This is a genomic window from Kribbella pratensis (assembly GCF_004365355.1).
Lineage (GTDB): Bacteria > Actinomycetota > Actinomycetes > Propionibacteriales > Kribbellaceae > Kribbella.
The window spans coordinates 1,313,648-1,337,676 of record NZ_SODP01000001.1; the positions used below are offsets into that span (position 1 = coordinate 1,313,648).

Sequence of the window (24,029 nt, forward strand, 5' to 3'; positions counted from 1 at the left end):
GACGAGTGTGCTGTCTGGTCGAGGTTGTGATCAGATATCAAATCGTGAACGGGGATGAGGCGTGACTACACGGGGGACTGTGTTGCACAGTCACGGGCCGGGGGAGCAGCTGAAGGCCGAAGAGGTCGAGCTGACAGCCGGTCCGGGTGAGACGTTGGTGGAGATGCGGCTGGCTGCCGTGACTTCGCAGGACCGGTCGACGCTGGCCGGCAAGCAGCCGTCGGTGCCGTTCGTGCCGGGCTCCGAGGGGACGGGTGTGGTCGTCAGCTCGGATGTCGTCGGGGCCGGGACAGCTGTGCTCGTCCGGGGCGACGGCGTCGGCGTGACGAGAGCGGGTGTCTGGGGTCAGTACGCCGTCGTGCCGGATGCCGCCGTACATCGGCTGCCGTCGTCGTTGGAGCCGGGAGCGGCACTCACGTTGCTGACGCAGGCGTTGACCGCACACACCGCTGTGCGACGGGTGGCCGACGTACAGAAAGGCGAGACAGTTGTCGTCACCGGCGTGAACGGTGCGGTCGGCAGGATGTGCGCTGCGATCGCACGGTCGGCCGGTGCGGCGCGGGTGATCGGTCTGGTGGCGATGGAGGCGTCTGTCGATGCCACGACCGCACTGGTGGACCAGATCGTTCGCGTCGACGGACTTGGACAGGTTGGACGGGAGCTGCAGTGGTGTGACGCGGCTGTCGACACCATGGGTGGCCCGGTGACCGGTGGGGTCCTCGGGCACATCACTCCGGGCGGGCGGATCGCCGTACTGGGCTACAAGGCCGGTGAGTTCACCACGATCGATCTGCACCAGCTGATCGGCCGGGATCTCCGGGTGCTGCCGGTGAACCTGCAACGCACTGCTCTGGCGCCGGATGCGGTCGGTCAGGCACTCGCAGATATCGCAGCGGCGTCCTGGCATGCGGAGTACGACGTGGTGCCCGCGGACCGGGCCGGTGACGCGCTGGATCGGCAGGCCGGGCGGGTGTTGCTGGACCTGACCGCATTGCGCTGACTCTTCGGCCGGCCTAGACCACTTGTGTTTGCTGGGGTCTGAACTGGGCAATCCGCCGTCGGAGGCCCGCAGATACCCGAGCGGCGGCTACGGTACCTCCAGAGCTGAATAGGAGAGAGGCAGCCCGCTACTGATGATCCGACGACTCGAGCTCACGCCTGGGGGGCCTACCGGCCGTCGTACGCTCGCCGAGGAAGCCGCCGCCGAGCTGCACGAGCTCATCCTGTCCGGCGAGCTCCCCAGTGGTACGGCGCTGCGGCTCGAGGAGCTCGCCAAACGGCTGGACATGAGCCAGATGCCGATCCGCGAAGGGCTGCGCCGGATGGCTGCGCTCGGACTGGTCGAGATCGTCCCGCACAAGGGCGCCTGGGTCCGTGAGCTGTCGATGGAGGACCTGCGCGACACCCACGCAACCCGGTTGGCGCTGGAGTCTCTTGCGGTGCGTGCGGCCGCGACGCGGTTCTCCGACTCGGACGCCTCGACCGCACGCGACGCACTGGCCGAGCACGTCCGGTTGTCGAAGCTGGGCGACAACATCGCGTCCCGGCAGGCGCACACCGAATTCCACTTCGCCATCTACCGGGCCGGCGGTTCGCGGTGGCTACCGCGAGCGATCGAGCCGGTCTGGCAGAACAGTGAGCGCTACCGGTTCGGCTCGCGGCAGACCAAGGCCCGCATAGAGCAGACCCGACGGGAACACCAGGCGATCCTCGACGCCTGTGTTGCGCACGACGAGGCAGGCGCCGAGGCCGCGCTGCGCGAACACCTGGAAGGCGCGATGCAGCGCATCACCGAGACGATGGAGCGTCGCTCGGCTCGTTCTACTGGCAAGCCCTGAGCTCTTCGAACCGGTCTTGCTGCCAGCCGGTCGCGTCGAAGACCGCTCGGAGCAGCAGGCCGTCACTGCTCGAGCGGTGGACGCCGATGAGCTCTTCAAGCGGCTTGCTGCCCAGGCCGTCGTAGTACTCGTCCAGAGCTTGCCGCCTGCGCTGCTCGGACCCTCCCCTGAGCTCCTCTAGCGGTCCGTCGCATCCGGTGACGTGGCCTGACCCGATCTGTTGTCCCGGAGCCAACTGCTGGATCAGGCGCTCTCCCGCGCGCACGTCCTCGGCTCTAACGCGGGCACCCAGGGTGCGGCACTGGACGTGCTGGAGTGCTCGCTGGACTGCTTGTGAGATGGCGATGTGGTCCGGATGCCCGGTGAGTCCGTCACGCCCCACTGTGAGGATGAGCTCTGGTTCGAGCTCGCGGACTGCCTTCTCAACCTCCGCGGCCACGTCGGCCGGCGGCGCCGCGGCTAACGTCCGCGGGCCGTTGTAGCCACCGTCATCGATCCACTGGTCCGCTGCGCCGAGCCAGTCCCACTCGTCTATCCCGAGCAGCGCGCAGGAGTCGGTGAGGTGGTCCGCGGCTCCGTGCATCCCGGCGGTGGCAACACGCAGTACGACGTGCCAGCCCTGCTCGTGCAGCACGGAGGTCGCGACGCCGGTCGCGAACACCTCGTCGTCCGGGTGCGCGTGGACGACGAGCGCCGTGGGCATCACTCAGTCAGCCGGTCAGCCGGTCAGCCAGCTGGTCAGTCGGCCAGGCGGGCCGGGAAGCCGCCGGTGGCGAGCGGACCCCAGCGCTCCGGGGTGATGCGGATCAGGCACTTGCCCTGCTTCACCATCGCCTCGCGGTACTCGTCCCAGTCCGGGTGCTCGCCGGAGATCGCGCGGTAGTAGTCGACCAGCGGCTCCACCGCGTCCGGCAGCTCGATCACCTCGCCACTGCCGTCCACCTGCACCCAGGCGCCGTTCCAGTCGTCCGACAGCACGAGCACGCCGGCCTTGCCGGTCCGCTTCACGTTGGTGCTCTTGGCGCGCTCCGGGTACGACGAGATGACGATGCGGCCCTCGGTATCCACACCTCCGGACACCGGTGACGCCTGCGCCGTCCCGTCCGCCCGGTACGTGATCAGCAGCATGTGATGACGAGGCCGCACGAACTCCAGCAGCCCCTCGAGGTCGACCTTGGTGTTGGTTGCAATAGTCCTCGGCATGACTCCACCCTATGCGTCAAGCTGGAGGTCTCTCACCAGATCCCGGGCCTGTGGACGGCCGGATTGACATGTTCGAACAGGTGTTCGAACATGGATTCATGACGGGGAGCGAGGCAGCGACGAGCCGGGTCACGGCGCTCGACCAGGCACGCCTGCTCCTCGCTCAGGTCAAGGCGCGGAAGGCCGCTGAAGACGACGAGGAGGAGGGTGCCCGACCGGCTCCTGTCACCGGCCGGGTGCCGTCGGTCGCGCGGGTGCAGCAGGCGTTGGACACGGCCGGAGTCGATCGGGAGTTGCCCACGCATCCGGCGGTGAGCGAGTTGCTGGCGGGGGCGAGCCTGCGCGGCGGCTCGGTGTACTCCGTGCGTGGCAGCGCCGCCCTGGTGATGGCGCTGATGGCCGGTCCGTCCGCGGAGGGCGCCTGGTGCGGTGTCGTCGGGGTGCCGTCGTTCGGTGCCGAGGCGGCGCGTGGGCTCGGCGTCGATCTGGAGCGGCTCGTGCTGGTCCCGGATCCGGGCCGCGAGTGGCTCAGCGTCGTCGCCGCGTTGGTGGACGCGCTGACAGTGGTGGTCGTCCGGCCGCCCGGGGAGGTGACCCCGGGGGAGGCGTCCCGGCTCGCCGCCCGGCTCCGGACCCGCGGCGCGATGCTGATCGCGTACGGGTCGTGGCCCGGCAGCGAGGCCCGGTTCGAGATCGAGAGCAACACCTGGACCGGTCTCGGCGACGGCGAGGGACTGATCACCGGCCGCCGGGCGACGGTGGCGGTGACCGGTCGGCGGGCCGCCGTGCGCGCTCGTCGTCATGAGCTCTGGCTTCCTGGCCCTGACGGTGCTGTCCGGCCTGCCGAGCCGGCTCGTGAGGCCGACCTGTTTCGTCAGGAAGGCCCGGGCTGGCAGGAAGAGTGGGCGGATCAGATCGGGGCGGTGGGCTGATGGGCGGCCGCGGACTCACCCGCACGATGGTGATCTGGGTGCCCGACTGGCCGGTGACGGCGGCCGCGGTGGCGACCGGACGCTCGCCGGACGAACCGATCGTCGTGCTGGAGAAGGGGAAGGTGCTCGCCACCTCGGCGGCCGCGCGGGCCGAGGGGGTGCGGCGCGGGCAGCGGGCTCGGGACGCGCAGTCGCGGTGCCCGGAGCTGGTCGTGCTGAAGTACGACCCGGTGATCGACGCGCGCGCGTTCGATCCGGTGATCGCGTGCCTGGAGGCGATCACGCCGGGCGTGCAGGTGATCCGCCCGGGGATGTGCGCGTTGAAGGCGCGCGGTCCGGCCCGGTTCTACGGCAGCGAGGAGAAGGCGGCGGAGAAGCTGCTCGACCGGCTGGAGACGTTCGACGTGCCGGGCAGCCGGATCGGGATCGCCGACGGTCCGTTCGCCGCCGAGCAGGCGGCGCGGGCGAGCTCCGCGCGGACCAGGGTGCAAGTGGTGCCGCCTGGCGGATCACCGGAGTTCCTCGCGCCGTTGTCGGTCGATCTGCTCGAGCAGCCGGAGCTCACGGATCTGCTGCGCCGGCTGGGGTTGCGGTCGCTGGGTGCGTTCGCCGAACTGTCCGGGACGGAGGTGCTGACCCGGTTCGGTCCCAGTGGCGCATTTGCCCATCGGCTGGCGAGCGGCTCCGACGATCGCCCGGTGACCGGCCGGGAGGTCCCGCCGGAGCTGACCCGGGCTCTCGACTTCGAGCCGGCCGTCGACCGGGTCGACCAGGTCGCGTTCGCGGTCCGTGCGATCGCCGACGAGCTGATCGTCCGGCTGACCGAGCTCGGCCTGGTGTGTACGACGCTGCGGGTCGAGGTCGGCACCGAGTCCGGGCGGATCCACGAGCGCGAGTGGCTGCATCCACGCTGGTTCACCGCGGCGGACGTGGTGGACCGCGTGCGTTGGCAGTTGCAGGGGAGCGGGACGGCGACCAGTGAGCTGACGTCGCCCGTCGTGCGGATCCGGCTGATCCCGGAGCAGGCGGATCCGGTCGGCGCGCATGTCGACGGGCTGTGGGGCGGCGGCCCGGACGAGCGGATCCACCGGGCGTTGTCGCGGGTGCAGAGCATGCTGGGTCACGGCGCGGTCGTGTCGGTGGTGATCGGCGGCGGCCGAGGGTTCGCCGACCGGCAGACGCTGATCCCCTGGGGCGATCCGCCGGTGCCCGCGCGGCCGCCGGATCAGCCGTGGCCCGGGGCGATCACCGGGGCCGAGCGCTGGCCGACGCCGGCGCCGACCACGATCTTCCCGGAGCCGATCCCCGCGAAGGTGTTCGCCGCGGACGGCGCACAGGTGTCGGTCAGTGCCCGCGGCGAGCTGTCCGGCGTACCGGCCGCGTTCTCCTTGCTGCCCACCGGCGGCTCCGGCATTCAAGTTGCCGACAGCAACAAACTTCACCCGATCACGGCCTGGGCCGGCCCCTGGCTCAGCACCGAACGCTGGTGGGACCCCGCCACCGAGTCCCGCCAGGCACGCTTCCAGTTCCAGACCGCCGACACCCGCGCCTGGCTCTTCACCCTCCACCAAGCAGCCTGGCAGGCCCAAGCCACCTACGACTGATTACGTGAAGTCGATCCGCATCACGGTCCGGCGGAGGGTGGGGTGGGTGAGTTGCTTGAAGCCGGCCTCCTCGAAGGCCTGGTGGGGGCCGACGTGGAGTTCGCCCCAGGTGATGGTTTTGCCGGGTTGGGTGAACATCGGGTAGGCCTCCAGCGCGCGGGCGCCGCGGCTGCGGGCGTACGGGATGGTCGCGCGGGCCAGGTGATAGGTGAGGCCGCGGCCACGGAAGCCTTTGCGGACCGTCATGCACGTGACCGCCCAGACGCTCTCGTCGTCCTTGTCCTCGGAGCGGTCCGTCCACGGCACCCGCGATGTTCGCAGCTTCGGGTACGCCGTGCGCGGCTCGACAGCGACCCAGCCGGCCGGCTCGCCGTCGACGTACGCGATCAGCCCGCTCGTCGACGGCGCGTCCGGCGTACCGCAGGCGGTCTGGTCCTGTAGTCGCGTCATCCGCTCGTCCAGCGTCGAGTCCCGCCAGATCCACCCGCGGATCTTGAACCGCTGGCATTGGCACTGCCCGGCGTCCGTCGTACCGAAGATCGTTTGAAGGTCTTCCCAGGGCGCCTCGTTCGCCGGTACGACGGTCAGCTGCGACTCATCGATCACCATGCCGAGCAGATTAACGCGAGTTCCGGACGACCCACGTCCGGAACTAGATTGATCCGCATGCATCGCAGCCGAGTCTCCACGTTCCTCATCGACGTACGGCGGGATGAGGTCGACGCCGCCACGACGTTCTGGTCCGAGGCGCTCGGCGTACGGACGTCGTCGCCGGAGGGGGAGCCGCAGTTCATCAGCCTGCACAACGCGATCCCCGGGTACGTCGCCGCAATCCAGTCCGTCGACGACGAGCCGCGGTACCACCTCGACATCGAGACCGACGACGTCCCCGCCGAGGTCGCCCGGCTGACCGAGCTCGGCGCGGTGGAGATCGCCAGCTGGCAGGGCTGTCACACGCTCAAAGCCCCCGGCGGTCATCTGTTCTGCGTCATCCCGATGCACAGCGATCCGGAGTACTTCGAGCAGCACGCGACTGTTTGGGGTAGGCAGTAAGCGGTCAGCTCAAGCGACGGGGACGGCTGGAGGCGCGGCGAGCGCGAAGAGGCGGTCGAACACCGCTGCCCGGTCGAACTGCAACGCGTACGCCCGCGCGCGCTGCTCGGCGTCCGCCCGCTGCTCGTGGGTCCAGTCGCACACGACCTCGTCAAGCACGCGCCGCAGTGTGGCCGGGTCACGTTGCGGCACGAGCAGGGCCGTATCACCGACCGCCTCGGGTACGCCGCCTGTCGCGCAGGTGATGATCGGCCCGCCGCCGGCGAGAGCCTTCTCGACCAGAGCGATCCCGAACGTCTCCACGAACTCCGGCTGCTCACGCGTCGGCAGCACGAACGCCGCGCTCCCGGCCATCAGCGCCGGCTTCTCCGCGTCGTCCACGTCGGTCAGCACCCGCACCCGATCGCCCAGCCCCGCTGCCGCCACCTGTGCCATCACCTCGTCCTCCTGCGGCCCGCGCCCGGCAAGGACGAGCTGCACCCGCTCGGCCGACCGCGACCCGGCGTAGGCGGCGATCAGGTCGTCGACCCCCTTCGCCGAAGCGATCCGGGAGAGGAACAGCACGTACCCGTCTCGCGAAAGTCCGCGCCGGCCAAGAGTTTCGGCGATCCCGTCATCGGTGAGCGAAAGGTAGGACCAGGAGTCGACCGCCGGATAGGAGATGGCGATCCGCTCACGGCACTGCTGCGCGAACGTCGTGCCGTGCATGCCGTCGATGGTCGCCGCCGAGGCCACGATCAGCTCCTTGGTGTACGACGACACCGCCACGCAGTGGTCGGCCGCCAGGTAGACCGAGAGGATGTGCGCGGCCGCCCCGAACCGGCCGGTGTTCACGCACTCGCGCACCACGTTGGTGATATCGGAGCCCACTGCCTCGGCCACAGTGATGACGCGTGCGGGTCCGATCCGGCGCGCCACCTGGACTGCCTCGTGTACGGCGATCGCGTGCGGGCTCAGGTAGAGCGACATCGCCACTGTCGGCACTCCGTCGCTGAACAGCTCGACCAGCCGCCCGATGAGCCCGGACAGGTAGCGCCCGTCCGGCACCCGGTAATCGCCCACTGGATCGGGCCGCTCGACGGTGATGCCAGGGCTGTACGGAAGGACGCGATCGAATGGCTTCAACGGCAGCCCGGCCGCCTCCAGCGCGTCCAGGGGCCAGGTCACGATCCGGACGTCGTCGAACCCGCGGGTGAGGGCCACCTCGGCGAGGCATCGTGCCTCACCGGAGTGCCCGCAGATCACCGGGTCGGCGCGGACGACAATGACCAGGCGACGGGTTGGTGCGGACGGGACGAGCGTGTCGTCGGCGATGCTCATGTCTCACCTCCAGTGGCGTGCAGCGGATCGGATGTGGATGGTGGCCTGATCCGAGTGCCCCAGCCGGACGGCTGCGGGCCGAGCTCGATGTGCAGGTTGCGGATGTGCCGCAGCTCGCGGCCGGAGATCCAGGGGCGTTCGAGGGTCTTGCCGTCCACCGCGATGGACTGGACGTAGGAGACCGGTCCGCCGGCCTCGACCGGCTCGAATCCTGTTGTGGTGATAGACAGCTCGCCCTCCGGCAGCCGGGTCGTCGACTCCGCCACGGCCGGCGCGCTCACCAGGAACAGGTTCTGCCCAGCCACAGGGAACAGACCGAGCGTCGCCCACACATACCACGCCGACAGCCCGCCGGAGTCGTCGTTACCCGGCAGCCCGCCCCGGCCGATGCCGAACTGGTTGGCGATCGCGGCATGCACCACCTCAGCAGTTCGGTCTGGCCGTCCGGCGTAGTGGTAGGACCATGGCGCCTCGTAGTCCGGTTCGTTGTTCAACCCCTCGAACCGGCACAGGTCGTACCCGGCCTCCATCTCGGCCACGCTCGGCGCCACCCCCGGCTGGGTGACCGGTGAGGCGTCGTACCCGAAGAACCGGTCGAGCAGTCCGATGAACGCCTCGTCGCCGCCGGCGAGCGCGATCCGGGCGCGCATGTCGTGCAGCAACCGGAAGGAGTAGTTCCACCGGCCGCCCTCGTAGAACGTCGAGTCGCGCAGCAGTCCGGTGCCCGGGTCGTACGCCGCGCGCCAGCCTTGGGCGAGGTCGCGCATCTGCCGGGCCAGCGGCCGGTCACGCACCTTGTGGGCGATCGCCGCGGTGCAGTGATAGGCGTACGCCAGGTCGAGGGTGTGGCTGATCGGGTGTGCCACGCCGTGCACCAGGTAGTCCTCGCCGTACGTCCGGCGCAGGTCCATCTCCAGGTGCACCATGGCCCAGTCCCAGTCGATACCAGGCAGATCCAGGTGGCACAGGTCGGCCAGGAAGGTGTGCGCGAGCGCGCTGCCCTGCCGGGAGAACCGGTCGGCGCCCTTGGCCATCCGGTAGCCGATCGGCAGGTTGCCCTCCTGCTCGCAGATCGACAGCAGTGCACCGGCCAGCGCGACCGAGCGCTCGGGGAACAGCGTGGTCATCAGCGGCAGTTGGGTGCGGTAGATGTCCCACATCGTGCAGATGTCGAACGCGTACGGGCCCTCGGTCGTCCACGGGCTCTCGTCCGGGGCGAAACACGGCTTCACCAGCGAGTGGTAGAGCGCGGTGCCGAAAACCGTCGCCTGGTCATCGGACTCGGCGTTGATCGCAATCTTGCCGAGGTGGTCGCGCCAGGTAGCTGCCGTGTCGTCGCGCCGCCCGGAGAAGGTGGCCTGGGTGCGGCTGATGTCTCTGTGCAGGTTGTCGCGGGCCGTCTCACAGCCCCGCAGGGAGAACCCCAGGCGCACCTCGACGGTCTGCTCGGCGCGCGAGGGGCCGATGAAGATCAGCCCGAACGGCCGCAGTGTGGTCGGCCGGATGTAGTCGAAGTCGAGACGGGTGCCGCCGGGCATCAGGCGCCGGTCGTACCACAGCAACTGCCGCCAGCCGGGGGCGTCGACCTCCAGGTGCACGGCCAGCGGCACTCCCTCGACATGGATCTCGCCCTGAGCGACCCCCGGCTCCAGCATCGCCAGGTGCGCCTTCAGCGGCACGGTCTGGCTGTGCGGGATCGCGAGGCCGCCGGTCGAGGCGTCGATGACGATCCGGGCGGCGTCGTGCGCCGGGAAGGTGTACCGGTGGACGGCCGACTTCGGGCCGACCGTGACTTCGCAACGCACTCCCGAGCTCAGCGTCGCCGCGTAGTAGCCGGGCTCGGCCACCTCGTCCAGCAGGTCCCACGTCGTGCCCAGGTCATCGAGCGGGCCGAGCATCGGCGTGACCCGGAAGTAGTTGTAGTACTTGCGGATCGCGCCGGTGCCGGACTGCTGGAAGTGGGTGAAGCCGGACGCGACCGGCCGGTCGTACAACAGGTCGGGCACGCCCTCGGTGTTGAAGTCGTACAGGCCGTACCCGGTCGGGTAGGCCCCGGAGTACGGGCAGGCTGACACCATCCCGAACGGGTGCGTGGCACCCGGGTGGGTGTTGCCGACTTGCGGCTTGGGCCACCACCAGGTCGCGGCCAGGCCCTTGGGCGTGGGCAGGTCGGTGGCGCCGGTCCCGATGAACGGGTCGACGTACTCATACATCGGGCCTCACCGCCTCGCGCGGCTGACGTGGACTCTCAAGGTAGGAAGCGCATGTTTCAGCGGTGTGTTCGAAGGAAACGGGCAGGTTACGAGCGGGCTGGTCGTGCACAGCCTGTCTCGCCCGAGCGGGTGGCCCGTCGGCTGGCAGCAGAAACCGGTGAGCCGCCTGTCAGCCCGGACTAGGCTCCGACGCATGACTGAGCTTGCGGCGACGTTCCAGCAGGAAGCGGTAGCGGAGGCCTATCAGCACCGGCCGCCGTACCCGGACGAGGTGTTCGATCGGCTCCTGGCCCTGATCACCGACGAGCCGCGCCGCGTGCTCGACATCGGCGCCGGAGAGGGCGCGATCGCCCGGCCGCTCGCCCCGCGGGTCGAGCACGTCGACGCGATCGACTTCTCCGCGCCGATGGTCGAAGCCGGCAAGCAGCGTTCCGGCGGCGACCATCCGAACATCACCTGGCAGGTCAACGCGATCGAGAGCGCCGAGCTCGACGGCCCGTACGCACTGGTGACGGCCGGCGCGAGCATCCACTGGATGCCGTGGGAGGACACGTTCGCGCGGATCGTCCCGCATCTGACCCCGAACGCGCAGCTCGTCGTCATCGAGCACGGGCCTGTCGAGATGCCGTGGTGGGACGGAGTCGTCCGCGCGATCCAGCGGCACTCGCGGAAGAAGGACCACGACCCGAAGTACAGCGTCGTCGAGGCGATCCGCGATCGCGACCTGCTCGAGCTCAACGGGACGGTGCGGACGGCGCCCGTCACCTATCACCAGAAGGTCGCCGACTACGTGGAGCAGTTCCACTCGACGTCGAGTCTGGCGCGGGATCTGATGACTCCCGAGGAAGCCGCCGATTTCGACGCGGCCGTCGAGGAAGCCGTCCGCCCGTACGCGAAGGACGGCGTACTGGAGCTGAAGATCGAGGCCGAGCTCAGCTGGGGTCGGCCGAGAGCTTAGCGGCGCGCGCCTGCAGGTAGCGCTGCTCGGGAAGACTCTGCGTGAGCCGCGCAGCAAGCTCATACGCCTGTCGCGCGGCAACCTCATCGCCGGCCAGCTCCAGCAGGTGAGCCCGAACAGCATCCAGCCGATGATGTCCCTGCAAAGCGGCATCCACATCATCAAGCTGCGCCAAGCCGGCGGCCGGGCCGTGCACCATGGCAACCGCGACGATCCGGTTCAGTGTCACCATCGGGCCAGGCGCGGTCGACTCGAGGAGTTCGTACAGCATCAGGATCTCGCGCCAGTCCGTGTCCTCGGCGCGTGCCGCCGAGTCGTGGACCGCGGCGATCGCCGCCTGCAACTGGTATGGCCCGACCGGCGCCGACTGCAGCGTCGACGTGATCAACTCGGTGCCCTCGGCAATCGCCTGGGTATCCCACAACGTCCGGTCCTGTTCCGGCAACGGTACCAGCGCCCCGTCCGCCGTCGTCCGCGCCGGCCGGCGCGCGTCCGTCAGCAACATCAACGCGAGCAGCCCGGCCACCTCGCCCTCGGCCGCGAGCAGCGCCCGCAACTGACGGGTCAGCCGGATCGCCTCGGCGCTCAGCTCGACGCGGTGCAGCGACGGACCGGACGACGCCGTGTAGCCCTCGTTGAAGATCAGATACAGCACATGCAGTACGGCGGCCAGCCGCTCGGGCTGCTCCGACGCCGGCGGCATCGCGAACCGCGCGCCCTGGAGCTTCGCCTTCGCACGACTGATCCGCTGCCCGATCGTTGCCTCCGGCACCAGAAACGCCCGGGCGATCTCGCCGGTGGTCAGCCCGCCGACCGCGCGCAGCGTGAGCGCGACCTGCGACTGCGACGTCAGCGCCGGGTGGCAGCACAGCATCAGCAGGGTCAGCGAGTCGTCGACCGACGAGGAGGGCTCCGCGTCCGGCGCGACGGCGACCGCCTCTTCCCGCCGCGTCCGCGCCGCCTCACTCCGCAGTACTTCGATCCGCCGCCGCGACGCGACCGTGATCAGCCAGCTGCGCGGATTCGCCGGAACACCCTCACCCGGCCACTGCAGCGACGCGGCGAGCAGAGCCTCTTGTACGGCGTCCTCGCACGCGTCGAAGTCGCCGTACCGGCGGACCAGCGCGGCCAGCACCTGCGGCGCCTGCTCCCGCAGCAGCTCCTCGATCACATGAACGCGCCGAGGTCACGGACCGGACGGACCTCCACGACACTGAACGGAGCCTCCGGGATCTGCGCGACGATCTCCACCGCGCGGTCCATCGAGTCACAGTCCAGCAGGTAGAAGCCGGCCAACTGCTCCTTCACCTCGGCGAACGGTCCGTCGGTCGTCATCGGCTTGCCGTCGCGAACCAGCACCTGCTTGGTCAGCCCCGGGTCGTCCAGCGACTCCGACGCGATCAGCTCCCCGCTCGCCGCGAGCGCCTCGTGCAGGCCGGCGTACCCCGCCATGCCTTCTTTCTTCTGCTCGTCGGACAGCGCGTCCCAGACGGCCCGCGACTCCGGGTTCCCATAGATCAGCACCAAGAACTTCATGGTCAGCCCTCCCGTTCCAAGGATCACTCTCGGGTATCGATCGGGTCACCGGTTCGCACCAGCCATAGCGGCAGCCGGTCGGCCGCGTTCTGGTGATGAGGGGAAAGTCGGGGCATGCCCCGGCATGGCCGGACGTAAACCTGTCAGGGTGCCCCAGTAGAGTTACGAGCGGTATCCGGGTGAGAGAGGGAGGGGTCGCGTGCCGGACTTGGAAGTGTCCGACCGGGTTTTGACGATCCCCAACGCGCTCAGCTTCCTGAGGTTGCTGGGTGTGCCGCTCTTCCTGTGGCTGGTGCTCGGCCCGAAGGAGGACGGCTGGGCGCTGCTGGTGCTGGCGATCTCCGGGTTCACCGACTGGGCCGACGGCCAGATCGCCCGCCGGATGAACCAGACCAGCCGGCTGGGCCAGATGCTCGACCCGGTGGCCGACCGGCTGTACATCTTCGCGACCGTCGTCGGCCTGGCGCTGCGCGACATCATCCCGTGGTGGCTGGCGATCGCGCTGCCGCTGCGGGACGTGCTGCTGATGCTGACCCTGCCGGCCCTCCACCGCCGCGGCTTCAACGCGCTGCCGGTGCACTTCCTCGGCAAGTCCGCCACGTTCTGCCTGCTGTACGCGTTCCCGCTGCTCCTGCTCGGCGACGGCGATTCCACCCTCAACCTGCTCGCCCGCGTGTTCGGCTGGGCGTTCGCGATCTGGGGAACCGGTCTGTACTACTGGGCCGGCGCGCTGTACTTCGCGCAGCTGCGACACCTCGTCCAGACGGTGAAGCCGATCAAGGACGCGGCCGGGTAGACCCGTGATACAGCAAGCCCCCCAGCAACCGGTGCAGAAGCCCCGGCGCGTCGACGCGTCGATGTCGCTGCTCAACAACCTGATGGCACACCCGATCGATGAGGGGTACGCCGTCGCCGCCCGGACCCGCCCGAAGGACGGCGCCAAGGCGCTCCGCTCCCGGCACCGGATCATGCTCGTGGCGGCCACGGTCGTGCTCGGCTTCCTGCTCGCGATCGCCGCCTCGCAGAACTACCGCAGCGCGCCGGAGGCCGAGAAGCAGCGCAGCGAGCTGATCGACCGGATCAACCAGGCCGACTCCCGGCTGACCGGCCTGCGCAACCACCAGTCCGACCTCGCCGACGAGGTACGCCGGTTGCAGGCGAGCGGACTGAGCAACGACAGCACCGGCGCGGCGCTGGAGCAGAAGCTCGACGACCTGGAGCTGCAGACCGGGGCGATCTCGGTCGCCGGCCCCGGGCTCAAGGCAGTCATCGACGATGCGAAGAACGCCGACTCCAAAGAGGGCCGGTTGCTCGACGTCGACCTGCAGCAACTGGTCAACGGACTGTGGACGTCCGGCGCGGAGGCAGTCTCGGTGAACGGTCACCGGATCACCTCGCTGACCGCGATCCGCGGCGCGGGCAGTGCGATCACGGTCGACTACAGCTCGCTGACCCCGCCGTACACGGTGCTCGCGATCGGGGATACGGCGACCATGCCGGCCCGGTTCGCGCAGAGCTCGGGCGGCCGCTGGGTGCAGTACCTGGTGAGCAACTTCGATGTCCGGATGACGATCACGACGGAGGACTCCTTGCTGGTGCCGGCCGATGCGACCATCGCGTTGCGCTACGCGAAAGTGGGATCGAGATGATCGCCGTACTCGGACTGGTGATCGGCGTCGTGGTCGGTCTGCTGGTCGCGCCTGATGTGCCGGACTGGGCCCAGCCCTACCTGCCGATCGCGGTCGTGGCCGCGCTCGACGCGGTGTTCGGCGCGCTCCGGGCGTTCCTGGACGGGATCTTCGACGACAAGGTGTTCGTCGTGTCGTTCGTCTCGAACGTGCTGATCGCGGCCCTGATCGTGTACCTGGGCGACCAGCTCGGCGTCGGCTCGCAGTTGTCGACCGGCGTGGTCGTCGTCCTCGGGATCCGCATCTTCACCAACATGGCCGCCATCCGGCGCCACATCTTCCGGGCCTGACATGGCTGACGACAAACCCGGCAAGCCCGACAAGCCTGAGCAGCCGGCGAAGCCTGAGCAGGCGCCGAAGCCTGAGCAGGCGGCGAAGCCCGAGCAGGCGGCCAAGCCCGAGCAGGCGGCCAAGCCCGAGCAGGCGGCCAAGCCCGAGCAGGCGGCGAAGCCGGAGCCTGTCGACTCGCCGCGGCCGGTGACGCCGACCCCGATGCCCAAGCCGAAGACGCCGAACCTGGCGCTGCGGCGGCTCAAGGCCGGGTTCAAGCCGTCCCGCGGCCAGGCGATCGTGGCCGTCGTGCTGGCGCTGGTCGCCTGTGTGGCCGTGGTCCAGGTGCGGGTGAACCGGGCCGACGACGGCTACCAGAACGCCCGCCGCGAGGACCTGATCGCGATCCTGGACGGCCTCGGCCAGAACACCCGCCGGCTGGAGGGTGAGATCGCCGATCTGGAGGAGCGGAAGAACTCGCTGTCCTCGAGCGCGGACAAGGCCCAGACGGCGCGCGAGCAGGCCGAGGCCCAGGTCCGCACTCTCGGCATCCTGGCCGGTACGCTGCCCGCGACAGGTCCAGGTGTCCGGATCACGCTGAACGACCCGCAGGGCAAGATGACCTCGAGCAACCTGCTGGACGCGATCGAGGAGCTCCGTGACGCCGGCGCCGAGGCGATCCAGATCAACGGGTCGGTCCGGGTGGTCGCCAGCACCGACTTCGTGGACGACCCGCCGGGGATCCTGATCGACGGTCAGAAGGTCAACTCGCCGTACGTGATCGAGGCGATCGGGGAGTCGCACAACCTGGCCGAGGCGGCCAACTTCCCCGGCGGCCTGGTCAGCGAGGTGACCGGTCCACAGGTAGGCGGAACGGCGGAGGTCAACGAGCTGCCGACGGTCCTCGTGTCCGCCTTGCACGCCCCGGAGGAGCATAGTTACGCTCGCCCGGCGGCCAGCCCGACCAAGTAGCTGTTGTCCTTGAGTGAAAGAGGAACGAAGGTGTACCCCGAAGACCTGAAGTACACAGCCGAGCACGAGTGGCTGAAGGCCGGCAGCGACGGACCGGTGCGGGTCGGCATCACCGACTTCGCGCAGGACCAGCTCGGCGACATCGTGTACGTGCAGCTGCCCGAGGTCGGCAGCACGGTGCGGGCCGGCGACGCCTGTGGTGAGCTGGAGTCGACCAAGAGCGTGAGCGACCTGTTCGCCCCGGTGAACGGCACCGTCACCGCGGTGAACGAGGCACTCGCCGACCAGCCGGACCTGGTGAACAGCGACCCGTACGGCGAGGGCTGGCTGCTCGACATCGAGGTCGAGGACGCGGCTGAAGTCGCCGCGCTGATGGACGCCGATGCCTATCAGGGTCAGCTCGACCAGAGCTGATAGGTTTTGGGGCCTCAACCGCTGGTCGAGGGTTGAGGCCTCTCATCTTGTTCCAGCACGTCACACTGTTCATACGGGGTCTATCGAAAACGTCGCCGGCCACCCGGCGATCGGGAGGATCACAGCATGCCGTTCTGCAACCAGTGCGGGCACGAGAACTCCGAGGGCAGCCGGTTCTGCTCGCAGTGCGGAGCGATGCTGCCTGGCGCCGACCGCCCGGCGGCAGCACCGGCGACCCCTCAGCCGACACCGGGCGTCACCGACACCGCGATGCTGACGCCGATCGGCGCCGAGCCGGAGCCGGAGCAGACCGGTGAGCCGCTGTCCGCCGACGACGAGGCCGCTGTCGGCGCGCTGCCGGCCGGGTCGGCTCTGCTGATCGTCCAGCGCGGCCCGAACGCGGGCAGCCGGTTCCTGCTCGACGTCGACGTCGTCACCGCGGGACGCCACCCGGACAGCGACATCTTCCTCGACGACGTCACCGTGTCCCGCCGGCACGCGGAGTTCCGCCGCGACCCGTACGGCGTGAAGGTCCGCGACGTCGGCAGCCTCAACGGCACGTACGTCAACCGTGACCGGATCGACGAGGTCCAGCTCAACAACGGCGACGAGGTCCAGATCGGCAAGTACCGGCTGGTGTACTACGCCAGTGGCCAGGCCTGATCCGAGCGCCGCTGATTCCACGGCCGGAGGGCCGGCGGACGGTCGTGGCATCGGTCAGGTGCTGCAGCTGCTGCAGGCCGAGTTCGCCGACGTCACGATCTCCAAGATCCGGTTCCTCGAGGCCGAGGGACTGGTGACGCCTGCCCGCACGGCGTCGGGGTACCGCAAGTTCAGTGCCGCCGACGTCGAGCGGCTGCGCTACGTGCTGACCGCGCAACGCGACCAGTACCTGCCGCTGAAGGTGATCAAGGAACATCTCGGCGCGATCGACCGCGGCCTGCGTCCGGCCGCCGCGGGTCCACCGGTCGCGCCGAGCTCGTTGCCGCAGACCCCCGGTCAGCCGGTCGCCGAGGACTTCGCCGGTTTCGGTGCCTCGGGCACCGAGCTGCGCTTGACCCGGGACGAGCTGCGGGCCGCCGCCGGTGTCTCCGCGGAGTTGCTCGGTGAGCTGGAGAGCCACGGCCTGGTGGTGGCCAGCGGCAACCACTACACGGGCGACGCGATCGTGATCGCCCAGGTCGCCGCGGAACTGGCCGGGTACGGGCTCGAGCCCCGGCACCTGCGTGCGTTCCGTACGGCGGCCGATCGGGAGGTCGGGCTGATCGAGCAGGTCACCGGCCCGCGCCGTACCGAACAGACCGCGGAGCTGGCCGCCCTGACCGTCCGGTTGCACACCGCACTCGTCCGATCCCGCCTGCCGCGTCCGTAGCGGAGTCCACAGCCAACCGCCGGGGCACCTCGGGGCTTCCCCGCGGAGTAGGCTGAAGGTGTGCGCGAAGTCGACGTGGTCGGAGTCCGGGTTGAGATGCCCTCGAGTCAGCCGATCGTGCTGCTGAAAGAGGTCGGCGGAGAGCGGTACCTGCCGATCTGGATCGGGGCCGCAGAGGCCAGCGCGATCGCGTTCGCCCAGCAGGGCATGGAGCCGCCCAGGCCGTTGACCCACGACCTGTTCGCGGAGACCATCCGGGTGCTCGGGCACACGCTCAGCCAGGTCCGGATCGTCAACCTGAACGACGGGGTGTTCGAGGCGATCCTGGTCTTCGACGACAAGACCGAGATCTCCGCACGTCCGTCGGACTCGATCGCGCTCGCGCTGCGGACCGGCACCCCGGTGTTCTGCGCGGAGGAGATCCTGGCCGAGGCCGGGATCCCGGTCCCGGAGAGCGAGGAGGCCGACGACGAGGTGGTGGAGGAAGAGGAGGTCGAGCGGTTCCGGGAGTTCCTCGATCAGGTGACTCCGGAGGACTTCGACAAGAGCTGACACCCGGGGTTTTGGCCCCGAGTGGTACAAGAGCGGCTTGGTAACGATTCGTACGGCGGTCGCGACACGCTCCCGGCTCGGTGCGGTTGTCGTTGACCCGGTTGGGGCGGCGGCTTACCGTGAAGGAGTCGTGGGGTGCTGTCACTCCACGGAGATGGCTCGTTCCAGTCGGTATCCAGGGAGGCTCAGGCGTGACACGCACCGGCGACACGGATCTGACGGCGCAGTCGACGTCCGACGCGCACGCCGAGGCTGTGGCAGCTGCTACGGCCACCGCCGGCGTCCAGGGTCTGTTGTTCGACGACGACCTGCGGCCGATGCCGGAGGATGTCGGGTTCCGCGGCCCGACGGCCTGCGCCGCGGCCGGGATCACCTACCGGCAGCTCGACTACTGGGCGCGGACCGGTCTGGTCTCGCCGTCGGTTCGCCCGGCGACCGGCTCCGGGACACAGCGGTTGTACGGCTTCCGTGACGTTCTGTTGCTGAAGGTGATCAAGCGGCTGCTCGACGCCGGGATCTCGCTGCAGCAGATCCGGACCGCGATCGCACACCTGAGCAAGCGCGGGTTCGACGACCTGACCCAGATCACGCTGATGAGCGACGGCGCCTCGGTGTACATGTGCTCGTCGCCCGACGAGGTGATCGATCTGCTGGCCGGCGGCCAGGGCGTCTTCGGTATCGCGCTCGGCGGCGTCTGGCGCGAGGTCGAGGGCTCGCTCTCCGAGCTGCCCACGGAGCGTGCCGACGGTCACGACGAAGGCGACTCCGACGGCCACGCCGGCGACGAGCTCGCCGCCCGCCGTCGTGCGCGGATGACCGGCTGACCAGGTCCTGCCCCTAGATTTACCCTGTGCGCCCACTCACTGCTGACTCGCTCCGCGGTGTGTGGGCGACTTTGTTGCTGCCGCTCAACGCTGACGACTCGATCGACTTCGCCCGGCTCGAGGCCCAGGTCGCCGTACTCGCGTCCTCCGAGGTGGACGGTCTGTACGCCCACGGGACGGCGGGGGAGTTCCAGACGCTGACCGAGGACGAGTTCGACCGGATCAACTCGATGCTTGCCGCGGCGGGTAAACCGTTCCAGCTCGGGGCCAGTCATCCGTCGGCGCAGGTGCAGCTGTCCCGGGTTGAGCGGGCGGCGAAGCTGGCGCCTGGAGCGATTCAGGTGATCGTGCCCGACTGGCTTCCGCTGAATGCTCGTGAGCTGTTGGCCTTCCTCCAGCGCGTCGCAGACGTCGCGGGGGAGGTGCCGCTCGTCCTGTACAACCCGCCGCACGCGAAGACGGCTGTGCCGCCGCTGCAGCTGTGTGAACTCGCCGAGGCGGTGCCGAGTCTGATCGGGCTGAAGACTGCGGGCGGCAACAAAGCATGGTTCGACGAGGCGACCGAGTCGGGGTTGGCCATCTTCGTGCCGGGGCACTTCCTGGCGAGTATGTCGTTACTCGGTGCGCACGGGAGCTACTCGAACGTCGCCGCGCTGTCGCCCACCGGCGCCGTACGGACCGCGCATGATCTGGATGTCGAGCGCCGGATCGCTGAGTTCTTCGCGGCGCATGTCGCGCCGCTGCAGAAGATCGGGCTGTCGAACCCGGCGCTGGACAAGTTCCTGGCCGCGGTGGGGGACTGGGCCGACGTCGGCACCCGGGTTCGCTGGCCGATGCAGTCGGCGACCGCGGAGCAGGTCGAGGCGGCCAGGCCCGCCGCCCGGCGACTGCTGCCCGAACTGTTCCAGGATTCCTGGTAGCCTCGTTTCAGCCGCACACAGCACTCGGGAGAGACCCGTGTCATCGGGCGCCGAAGGGGCAATTCCTCCCCGGAACCTCTCAGGCCCATGGACCGAGTGCCACAGGCGACTCTGGAGCGCCAGTTGCTGACCTCAGCACTGCGGGTGACAGAGGGGGAGGCGACCGGAAGCATTGTCAGCAACGGAGCCTCTGATGACCGAACTGTCCGCAATCTTTGCCGACCGCCACATCGGGCCACGCCCGGACGAGGTCGCACGCATGGTGCAGCTGCTCGGGTACGCCGACGTCGACGCACTGGTCGATGCCGCCGTACCGGACTCGATCCGGTCGGCCGAGCCGCTCCGGCTGCCTGAGCCGGCCTCCGAGGTCGACGCGCTGACCGAGCTCCGCCAGCTCGCGGCCCGCAACAACGTCGCGACCTCGATGATCGGCCAGGGGTACTACGGCACGTTCACACCGTCGGTCATCGTCCGACGACTGGTCGAGAACCCGGCCTGGTACACCGCCTACACGCCGTACCAGCCCGAGATCTCCCAGGGCCGCCTCGAGGCGCTGCTGAACTTCCAGACCGTTGTGTCCGACCTGACCGGTCTGCCGACCGCGAACGCGTCGCTGCTCGACGAGGGCACCGCGGCCGCCGAGGCGATGACGCTGGCGCACCGGTCGAACAAGAAGAGCAAATCGGACCGCTTCCTGGTGGACGCCGACTGCTTCGCCCAGACCGTTGCCGTCGTACAGACTCGGGCCGAGGCACTCGGCATCGAGGTCGTCGTCGCCGACACCACCGAGGGCCTGCCGGAGGGCGACTTCTTCGGGCTCCTCGTGCAGTACCCGGGCTCCAACGGCGCCGTCCGCGACCTCAAGCCGCTGATCGAGGCGGCGCACGAGCGCGACACCTTGGTTGCCGTCGCCTCGGATCTGCTCGCACTGACGTTGCTCGAGGCCCCGGGTGAGGCCGGCGCCGATATCGTCATCGGTTCCTCGCAGCGCTTCGGCGTACCGCTGTTCTACGGCGGTCCGCACGCGGGCTTCATGTCCGTGCGGTCCGGTCTCGAGAGGTCGCTGCCCGGTCGTCTCGTCGGCGTATCGGTCGACGCCGACGGCGCCCCGGCGTACCGGCTGGCACTGCAGACCCGTGAGCAGCACATCCGCCGCGAGAAGGCCACCTCGAACATCTGTACGGCGCAGGTCCTGCTGGCCGTCGTTGCCTCGATGTACGCCGTGTACCACGGGCCGGACGGCCTGAAGGCGATCGCCGACCGCGTGCACAACTACGCCGGCAAGCTCGCCGCGTCACTGCGGACAGGCGGGGTCGAGGTCGTGCACGACGACTTCTTCGACACGGTGCTCGCCCGCGTGCCGGGTCAGGCCGCTGACGTGGTCGACGCCGCCCGGCAGAACGGGATCTGGCTGCGGCTCGTCGACGCGGACCACGTCGGCATCTCCTGCGACGAGAAGACCGATGCCGCGACCCTCGCCCGCGTCTGCCAGTCCTTCGGCGTGCAGTACGACGACACGCTCGGCGCCGCTGCGATCGCAGTACCGCGGACGACGGAGTACCTGACGCACCCGGTGTTCAACACCCACCGGTCCGAGACGGCAATGCTGCGGTACCTGCGCAAGCTGTCCGACAAGGACTACGCGCTCGACCGCGGGATGATCCCGCTCGGGTCCTGCACGATGAAGCTGAACGCGACCACCGAGATGGAGCCGGTCACCTGGCCGGAGTTCTCGGACCTGCACCCGTTCGCGCCGATCGAGGACGCTGCCGGCTACGTGACGCTGATCGGTCAGCTCGAGCGCTGGCTCGCCGAGGTCACCGGCTACGCGAAGGTGTCGATCCAGCCGAACGCGGGCTCGCAGGGTGAGCTCGCCGGTCTGCTCGCGATCCGCGGGTACCACCGGGCCCAGGGCGATCTCGATCGGAACGTCTGTCTGATCCCGGCGTCCGCGCACGGCACCAACGCCGCCTCGGCCGTGATGGCCGGTATGAAGGTGGTCGTTGTCAAGGGCAACGACGACGGCACGATCGACCTGGACGACCTGCGGGCCAAGGCTTCCGAGCACGCGTCGAAGCTGGCGGCGATCATGATCACCTACCCGTCGACACACGGTGTCTACGAGGAGAGCGTCCGCGAGGTCTGCTCGATCGTCCACGAGCACGGCGGTCAGGTGTACGTCGACGGCGCGAACCTGAACGCACTCCTGGGGCTGGCGAAGCCCGGCGAGTTCGGCGGCGACGTCAGCCACCTGAACCTGCACAAGACGTTCTGCATCCCGCACGGCGGTGGCGGTCCGGGTGTCGGACCGGTCGGTGTCGCGGCGCACCTGGCGCCGTACCTGCCGAACCACCCGCTGCTCGACCAGGCCGGTCCCGAGTCCGGCGTCGGCCCGATCAGCGCGGCGCCGTTCGGATCCGCGGGCGTGCTCGCGATCTCGTGGGCGTACATCCGGATGATGGGCGCCGAGGGGCTGACCGCGGCGACCAAGACCGCGGTACTGAGCGCGAACTACGTCGCGAAGCGGCTCGAAGGCGCGTTCCCGGTCCTCTACACGGGCGAGAACGGCCTGGTCGCGCACGAGTGCATCCTGGACCTGCGGCCGATGACCAAGGAGACCGGGATCAGCGTCGACGACGTCGCGAAGCGGCTGATCGACTACGGCTTCCACGCGCCGACGATGTCGTTCCCGGTCGCGGGCACGCTGATGGTCGAGCCGACCGAGTCCGAGGACCTGGACGAGCTGGACCGCTTCTGTGACGCGATGATCGCGATCCGGCACGAGATCGACCGGGTCGCGGCGGGCGAGTGGCCGGCCGCGGACAACCCGCTGGTGAACGCGCCGCACACCGCCGAGTCGGTCATCAACGACAAGTGGGAGCACGCTTACACTCGCGAGGATGCTGCGTTCCCCCGCTCGGTGGACCGCGCCTCGAAGTACTGGCCGCCGGTCCGCCGCATCGACGGCGCCTACGGCGACCGCAATCTGATCTGCTCCTGCCCGGCCCCGGAGGCTTTTGAGTAATGTCCCTGCGTTCTGACACCGCCGCTGCTCTGTACGCCGAGATCGCGGCGGCTCAGAGCGAAGGAAAGTTGCCGTCGGTGAACGGTGGCGTGATCCGGGACGGAGCGCTGGTGTGGACCGGCGCGCGCGGGCGGTTCGCCTCGGCGGGCGGGGGGTTGCCGGGGGCGGATGTGCAGTACCGGATCGGGTCGATTACCAAGACGTTGACGGCGATCCTGGTGCTGCAGTGCCGCGACGACGGGTTGCTGTCGCTGAATGATGCTGTGGGCAAGCATCTGCCGGGGATCGCGTTCGGGGACCGGACGGTTCGGCAGTTGCTCGCGCACAGCGGCGGGATGAACGCCGAACCCGAAGGCCCTTGGTGGGAACGGAATCCGGGCGTCTCGTTCGACCAGCTGACGGCGGCGATGGACGAGTCGCAGGCGGTTGGTCCCGCGGATCGCCGGCATCACTACTCCAACCTGGGGTGCGGCCTGCTCGGCGAGATCGTGGCGCGGTTGCGCGGGTCGTCGTGGTGGGAGTTGACACAGGAGCGCATCCTCGCGCCGTTGGAGATGCGCCGTACGACGTACTTCCCGGAGGCCCCCGCCGCGGAGGGGTTCTCGGTCCATCCGTTCAGCGGCCAGCTCGTGCCGGAGCCGGCGTACGACTCCGGCGCGATGGCTCCGGCCGGGCAGTTGTGGAGCACGATCGAGGACCTGGCCCGGTACGCGTCGTTCTGGATCGATCCCGTGCCTGAGGTGTTGAGCCGGGAATCGGTCGAGGAGATGGCGGCTCCGGTCGCGTCGGATCCGCGGGAAGGGCTGACGGCGTCGTACGGCCTTGGTCTGCGGTTGATCGCGGACGACCCGCACCTGCTGATCGGTCACACCGGCTCGATGCCCGGGTTCCTCGCGGGGCTGTTCGTCGACCGCGTACGCCGGATCGGAGCGGTGACGCTCGGCAACGCGACGTACGGGCGGGTTGCCTCGCTGGCGCCTGACCTGGTCCGTATCCTCGCCGCGTACGAGCCGCCGCTCGCGCAGGAGTGGGTGCCGGAGCCGACGCTTGCCCAAGGCACCGATCTGCTCGGCCATTGGTACTGGGGCAACACGCCGCTCACGATCTCTGTCTCCGCGGGCATTCTGCAGCTCAGCGGCGGCCTCACCACGCGCCTGTCCCCGCTGGCCCCCGACCTCTACCAGGGCCGCGACGGCTACCTGGCAGGCGAAAAACTGCACGTCATCCGCGACGGCGGTGAAATCAGCCATCTCAACGTCGCGACGTTCGTCCTGACCAGAACCCCGTACGGTGGCTGACGCCGATCAGGCGGGTTTACCGTTTGCTCTACTTCGG

25 protein-coding genes and 1 riboswitch are annotated in these 24,029 nt (G+C 69.4%); of the genes, 18 read left to right on the forward strand and 7 right to left on the reverse strand.

The window, feature by feature from the left end; translation table 11 throughout:
* The first annotated feature begins 61 nt into the window (after positions 1-61).
* Positions 62-1,000, forward strand: coding sequence for a quinone oxidoreductase family protein (locus tag EV653_RS06120; RefSeq protein ID WP_134098765.1), 939 nt, complete (start codon positions 62-64; stop codon positions 998-1,000).
* Positions 1,001-1,133: 133 nt separating this feature from the next.
* The gene (locus EV653_RS06125) at positions 1,134-1,838 is read left to right on the forward strand and encodes a GntR family transcriptional regulator (RefSeq protein WP_134098767.1); all 705 of its coding nucleotides are present in this window, start codon (positions 1,134-1,136) and stop codon (positions 1,836-1,838) included.
* Here EV653_RS06125 and EV653_RS06130 read toward each other — a convergent pair.
* Together EV653_RS06130 and EV653_RS06135 are read right to left on the reverse strand one after the other, a co-directional pair.
* Positions 1,822-2,541, reverse strand: a complete 720-nt coding sequence (locus EV653_RS06130) for a PIG-L family deacetylase (RefSeq protein WP_134098769.1) — start codon at positions 2,539-2,541, stop codon at positions 1,822-1,824. The genes EV653_RS06125 and EV653_RS06130 overlap by 17 nt on opposite strands.
* Before the next feature lie 35 nt (positions 2,542-2,576).
* A complete protein-coding gene (locus EV653_RS06135) occupies positions 2,577-3,041 on the reverse strand; it encodes a PPOX class F420-dependent oxidoreductase (protein ID WP_134098771.1) in 465 nt (154 codons plus the stop codon).
* Between the two features lie 98 nt (positions 3,042-3,139).
* On the opposite strand from EV653_RS06135, the gene EV653_RS06140 reads away from it, so the two are divergent.
* Both EV653_RS06140 and EV653_RS06145 read left to right on the forward strand, forming a co-directional pair.
* Complete coding sequence (locus EV653_RS06140; RefSeq protein ID WP_238159594.1) at positions 3,140-3,973, forward strand: hypothetical protein; 834 nt, start codon at positions 3,140-3,142, stop codon at positions 3,971-3,973.
* Positions 3,973-5,577 (forward strand): DNA polymerase Y family protein, encoded by a 1,605-nt coding sequence (locus EV653_RS06145; protein ID WP_134098773.1) that lies wholly within the window; start codon positions 3,973-3,975, stop codon positions 5,575-5,577. Before EV653_RS06140 ends, EV653_RS06145 begins: the two co-directional genes overlap by 1 nt.
* On the opposite strand, the gene EV653_RS06150 is transcribed toward EV653_RS06145, so the two are convergent.
* Positions 5,578-6,186: a GNAT family N-acetyltransferase gene (locus tag EV653_RS06150; protein WP_134098775.1), complete on the reverse strand. Its 609-nt coding sequence runs from the start codon at positions 6,184-6,186 to the stop codon at positions 5,578-5,580.
* A gap of 57 nt (positions 6,187-6,243) precedes the next feature.
* Between EV653_RS06150 and EV653_RS06155 the strand changes: the two genes are divergently transcribed.
* The gene (locus EV653_RS06155; RefSeq protein WP_134098777.1) at positions 6,244-6,630 is read left to right on the forward strand and encodes a VOC family protein; all 387 of its coding nucleotides are present in this window, start codon (positions 6,244-6,246) and stop codon (positions 6,628-6,630) included.
* 9 nt (positions 6,631-6,639) lie between these two features.
* Here the strand turns inward: EV653_RS06155 and EV653_RS06160 are convergent, their stop codons facing one another.
* Together EV653_RS06160 and EV653_RS06165 are read right to left on the reverse strand one after the other, a co-directional pair.
* Positions 6,640-7,950, reverse strand: a complete 1,311-nt coding sequence (locus tag EV653_RS06160) for a glycosyltransferase (protein WP_134098779.1) — start codon at positions 7,948-7,950, stop codon at positions 6,640-6,642.
* Positions 7,947-10,163 (reverse strand): glycoside hydrolase domain-containing protein, encoded by a 2,217-nt coding sequence (locus EV653_RS06165; protein ID WP_134098781.1) that lies wholly within the window; start codon positions 10,161-10,163, stop codon positions 7,947-7,949. Before EV653_RS06165 ends, EV653_RS06160 begins: the two co-directional genes overlap by 4 nt.
* 193 nt (positions 10,164-10,356) lie before the next feature.
* Between EV653_RS06165 and EV653_RS06170 the strand changes: the two genes are divergently transcribed.
* Positions 10,357-11,121: a class I SAM-dependent methyltransferase gene (locus EV653_RS06170; protein WP_166679298.1), complete on the forward strand. Its 765-nt coding sequence runs from the start codon at positions 10,357-10,359 to the stop codon at positions 11,119-11,121.
* Here EV653_RS06170 and EV653_RS06175 read toward each other — a convergent pair.
* Both EV653_RS06175 and EV653_RS06180 read right to left on the reverse strand, forming a co-directional pair.
* Complete coding sequence (locus tag EV653_RS06175; protein ID WP_134098785.1) at positions 11,096-12,292, reverse strand: RNA polymerase sigma factor; 1,197 nt, start codon at positions 12,290-12,292, stop codon at positions 11,096-11,098. The genes EV653_RS06170 and EV653_RS06175 overlap by 26 nt on opposite strands.
* Entirely contained in the window at positions 12,289-12,657 is a 369-nt protein-coding gene (locus EV653_RS06180; protein WP_134098787.1) for a YciI family protein, read from the reverse strand. The genes EV653_RS06175 and EV653_RS06180 overlap by 4 nt, the downstream gene beginning before the upstream one ends.
* A 199-nt stretch (positions 12,658-12,856) precedes the next feature.
* On the opposite strand from EV653_RS06180, the gene EV653_RS06185 reads away from it, so the two are divergent.
* The 12 genes from EV653_RS06185 (at position 12,857) to EV653_RS06240 (ending at position 23,992) form a co-directional block, all read left to right on the forward strand.
* Positions 12,857-13,453, forward strand: a complete 597-nt coding sequence (locus EV653_RS06185; protein ID WP_134098789.1) for a CDP-alcohol phosphatidyltransferase family protein — start codon at positions 12,857-12,859, stop codon at positions 13,451-13,453.
* A gap of 31 nt (positions 13,454-13,484) precedes the next feature.
* A complete protein-coding gene (locus tag EV653_RS06190; protein ID WP_238159595.1) occupies positions 13,485-14,306 on the forward strand; it encodes a DUF881 domain-containing protein in 822 nt (273 codons plus the stop codon).
* Positions 14,303-14,635 (forward strand): small basic family protein, encoded by a 333-nt coding sequence (locus EV653_RS06195; RefSeq protein ID WP_130379362.1) that lies wholly within the window; start codon positions 14,303-14,305, stop codon positions 14,633-14,635. Before EV653_RS06190 ends, EV653_RS06195 begins: the two co-directional genes overlap by 4 nt.
* Position 14,636: 1 nt before the next feature.
* Positions 14,637-15,587, forward strand: coding sequence for a DUF881 domain-containing protein (locus tag EV653_RS06200; RefSeq protein WP_134098791.1), 951 nt, complete (start codon positions 14,637-14,639; stop codon positions 15,585-15,587).
* A gap of 30 nt (positions 15,588-15,617) precedes the next feature.
* A complete protein-coding gene (gcvH, locus tag EV653_RS06205; protein ID WP_134098793.1) occupies positions 15,618-16,001 on the forward strand; it encodes a glycine cleavage system protein GcvH in 384 nt (127 codons plus the stop codon).
* 126 nt (positions 16,002-16,127) lie between these two features.
* On the forward strand, positions 16,128-16,664 hold the full coding sequence (locus tag EV653_RS06210) for an FHA domain-containing protein (RefSeq protein WP_134098795.1): 537 nt from the start codon (positions 16,128-16,130) through the stop codon (positions 16,662-16,664).
* The gene (gene ftsR / locus EV653_RS06215; protein WP_134098797.1) at positions 16,651-17,373 is read left to right on the forward strand and encodes a transcriptional regulator FtsR; all 723 of its coding nucleotides are present in this window, start codon (positions 16,651-16,653) and stop codon (positions 17,371-17,373) included. Before EV653_RS06210 ends, ftsR begins: the two co-directional genes overlap by 14 nt.
* A gap of 60 nt (positions 17,374-17,433) precedes the next feature.
* Entirely contained in the window at positions 17,434-17,925 is a 492-nt protein-coding gene (locus EV653_RS06220) for a bifunctional nuclease family protein (protein WP_134098799.1), read from the forward strand.
* A gap of 317 nt (positions 17,926-18,242) precedes the next feature.
* Positions 18,243-18,749 (forward strand): MerR family transcriptional regulator, encoded by a 507-nt coding sequence (locus EV653_RS06225; RefSeq protein ID WP_233714804.1) that lies wholly within the window; start codon positions 18,243-18,245, stop codon positions 18,747-18,749.
* 26 nt (positions 18,750-18,775) lie between these two features.
* Positions 18,776-19,669: a dihydrodipicolinate synthase family protein gene (locus tag EV653_RS06230; RefSeq protein ID WP_134098801.1), complete on the forward strand. Its 894-nt coding sequence runs from the start codon at positions 18,776-18,778 to the stop codon at positions 19,667-19,669.
* 15 nt (positions 19,670-19,684) lie between these two features.
* Positions 19,685-19,774, forward strand: a riboswitch (glycine riboswitch).
* Between the two features lie 88 nt (positions 19,775-19,862).
* The gene (gene gcvP / locus EV653_RS06235; RefSeq protein WP_134098803.1) at positions 19,863-22,694 is read left to right on the forward strand and encodes an aminomethyl-transferring glycine dehydrogenase; all 2,832 of its coding nucleotides are present in this window, start codon (positions 19,863-19,865) and stop codon (positions 22,692-22,694) included.
* The gene (locus tag EV653_RS06240; RefSeq protein WP_134098806.1) at positions 22,694-23,992 is read left to right on the forward strand and encodes a serine hydrolase domain-containing protein; all 1,299 of its coding nucleotides are present in this window, start codon (positions 22,694-22,696) and stop codon (positions 23,990-23,992) included. The genes gcvP and EV653_RS06240 overlap by 1 nt, the downstream gene beginning before the upstream one ends.
* The last annotated feature ends 37 nt before the right edge of the window (positions 23,993-24,029 follow it).

What these genes read in the sequence shown, in the direction of transcription:
- EV653_RS06125 (WP_134098767.1), top strand. Translation starts at nt 1,134, where the DNA reads ATGATCCGACGACTCGAGCTCACGCCTGGGGGGCCTACCGGCCGTCGT.
- EV653_RS06130 (WP_134098769.1), bottom strand. Translation starts at nt 2,541, where the DNA reads ATGCCCACGGCGCTCGTCGTCCACGCGCACCCGGACGACGAGGTGTTC.
- EV653_RS06135 (WP_134098771.1), bottom strand. Translation starts at nt 3,041, where the DNA reads ATGCCGAGGACTATTGCAACCAACACCAAGGTCGACCTCGAGGGGCTG.
- EV653_RS06140 (WP_238159594.1), top strand. Translation starts at nt 3,140, where the DNA reads ATGACGGGGAGCGAGGCAGCGACGAGCCGGGTCACGGCGCTCGACCAG.
- EV653_RS06145 (WP_134098773.1), top strand. Translation starts at nt 3,973, where the DNA reads ATGGGCGGCCGCGGACTCACCCGCACGATGGTGATCTGGGTGCCCGAC.
- EV653_RS06150 (WP_134098775.1), bottom strand. Translation starts at nt 6,186, where the DNA reads ATGGTGATCGATGAGTCGCAGCTGACCGTCGTACCGGCGAACGAGGCG.
- EV653_RS06155 (WP_134098777.1), top strand. Translation starts at nt 6,244, where the DNA reads ATGCATCGCAGCCGAGTCTCCACGTTCCTCATCGACGTACGGCGGGAT.
- EV653_RS06160 (WP_134098779.1), bottom strand. Translation starts at nt 7,950, where the DNA reads ATGAGCATCGCCGACGACACGCTCGTCCCGTCCGCACCAACCCGTCGC.
- EV653_RS06165 (WP_134098781.1), bottom strand. Translation starts at nt 10,163, where the DNA reads ATGTATGAGTACGTCGACCCGTTCATCGGGACCGGCGCCACCGACCTG.
- EV653_RS06170 (WP_166679298.1), top strand. Translation starts at nt 10,357, where the DNA reads ATGACTGAGCTTGCGGCGACGTTCCAGCAGGAAGCGGTAGCGGAGGCC.
- EV653_RS06180 (WP_134098787.1), bottom strand. Translation starts at nt 12,657, where the DNA reads ATGAAGTTCTTGGTGCTGATCTATGGGAACCCGGAGTCGCGGGCCGTC.
- EV653_RS06195 (WP_130379362.1), top strand. Translation starts at nt 14,303, where the DNA reads ATGATCGCCGTACTCGGACTGGTGATCGGCGTCGTGGTCGGTCTGCTG.
- EV653_RS06200 (WP_134098791.1), top strand. Translation starts at nt 14,637, where the DNA reads ATGGCTGACGACAAACCCGGCAAGCCCGACAAGCCTGAGCAGCCGGCG.
- EV653_RS06210 (WP_134098795.1), top strand. Translation starts at nt 16,128, where the DNA reads ATGCCGTTCTGCAACCAGTGCGGGCACGAGAACTCCGAGGGCAGCCGG.
- EV653_RS06225 (WP_233714804.1), top strand. Translation starts at nt 18,243, where the DNA reads ATGCCGGAGGATGTCGGGTTCCGCGGCCCGACGGCCTGCGCCGCGGCC.
- gcvP (WP_134098803.1), top strand. Translation starts at nt 19,863, where the DNA reads ATGACCGAACTGTCCGCAATCTTTGCCGACCGCCACATCGGGCCACGC.
- EV653_RS06240 (WP_134098806.1), top strand. Translation starts at nt 22,694, where the DNA reads ATGTCCCTGCGTTCTGACACCGCCGCTGCTCTGTACGCCGAGATCGCG.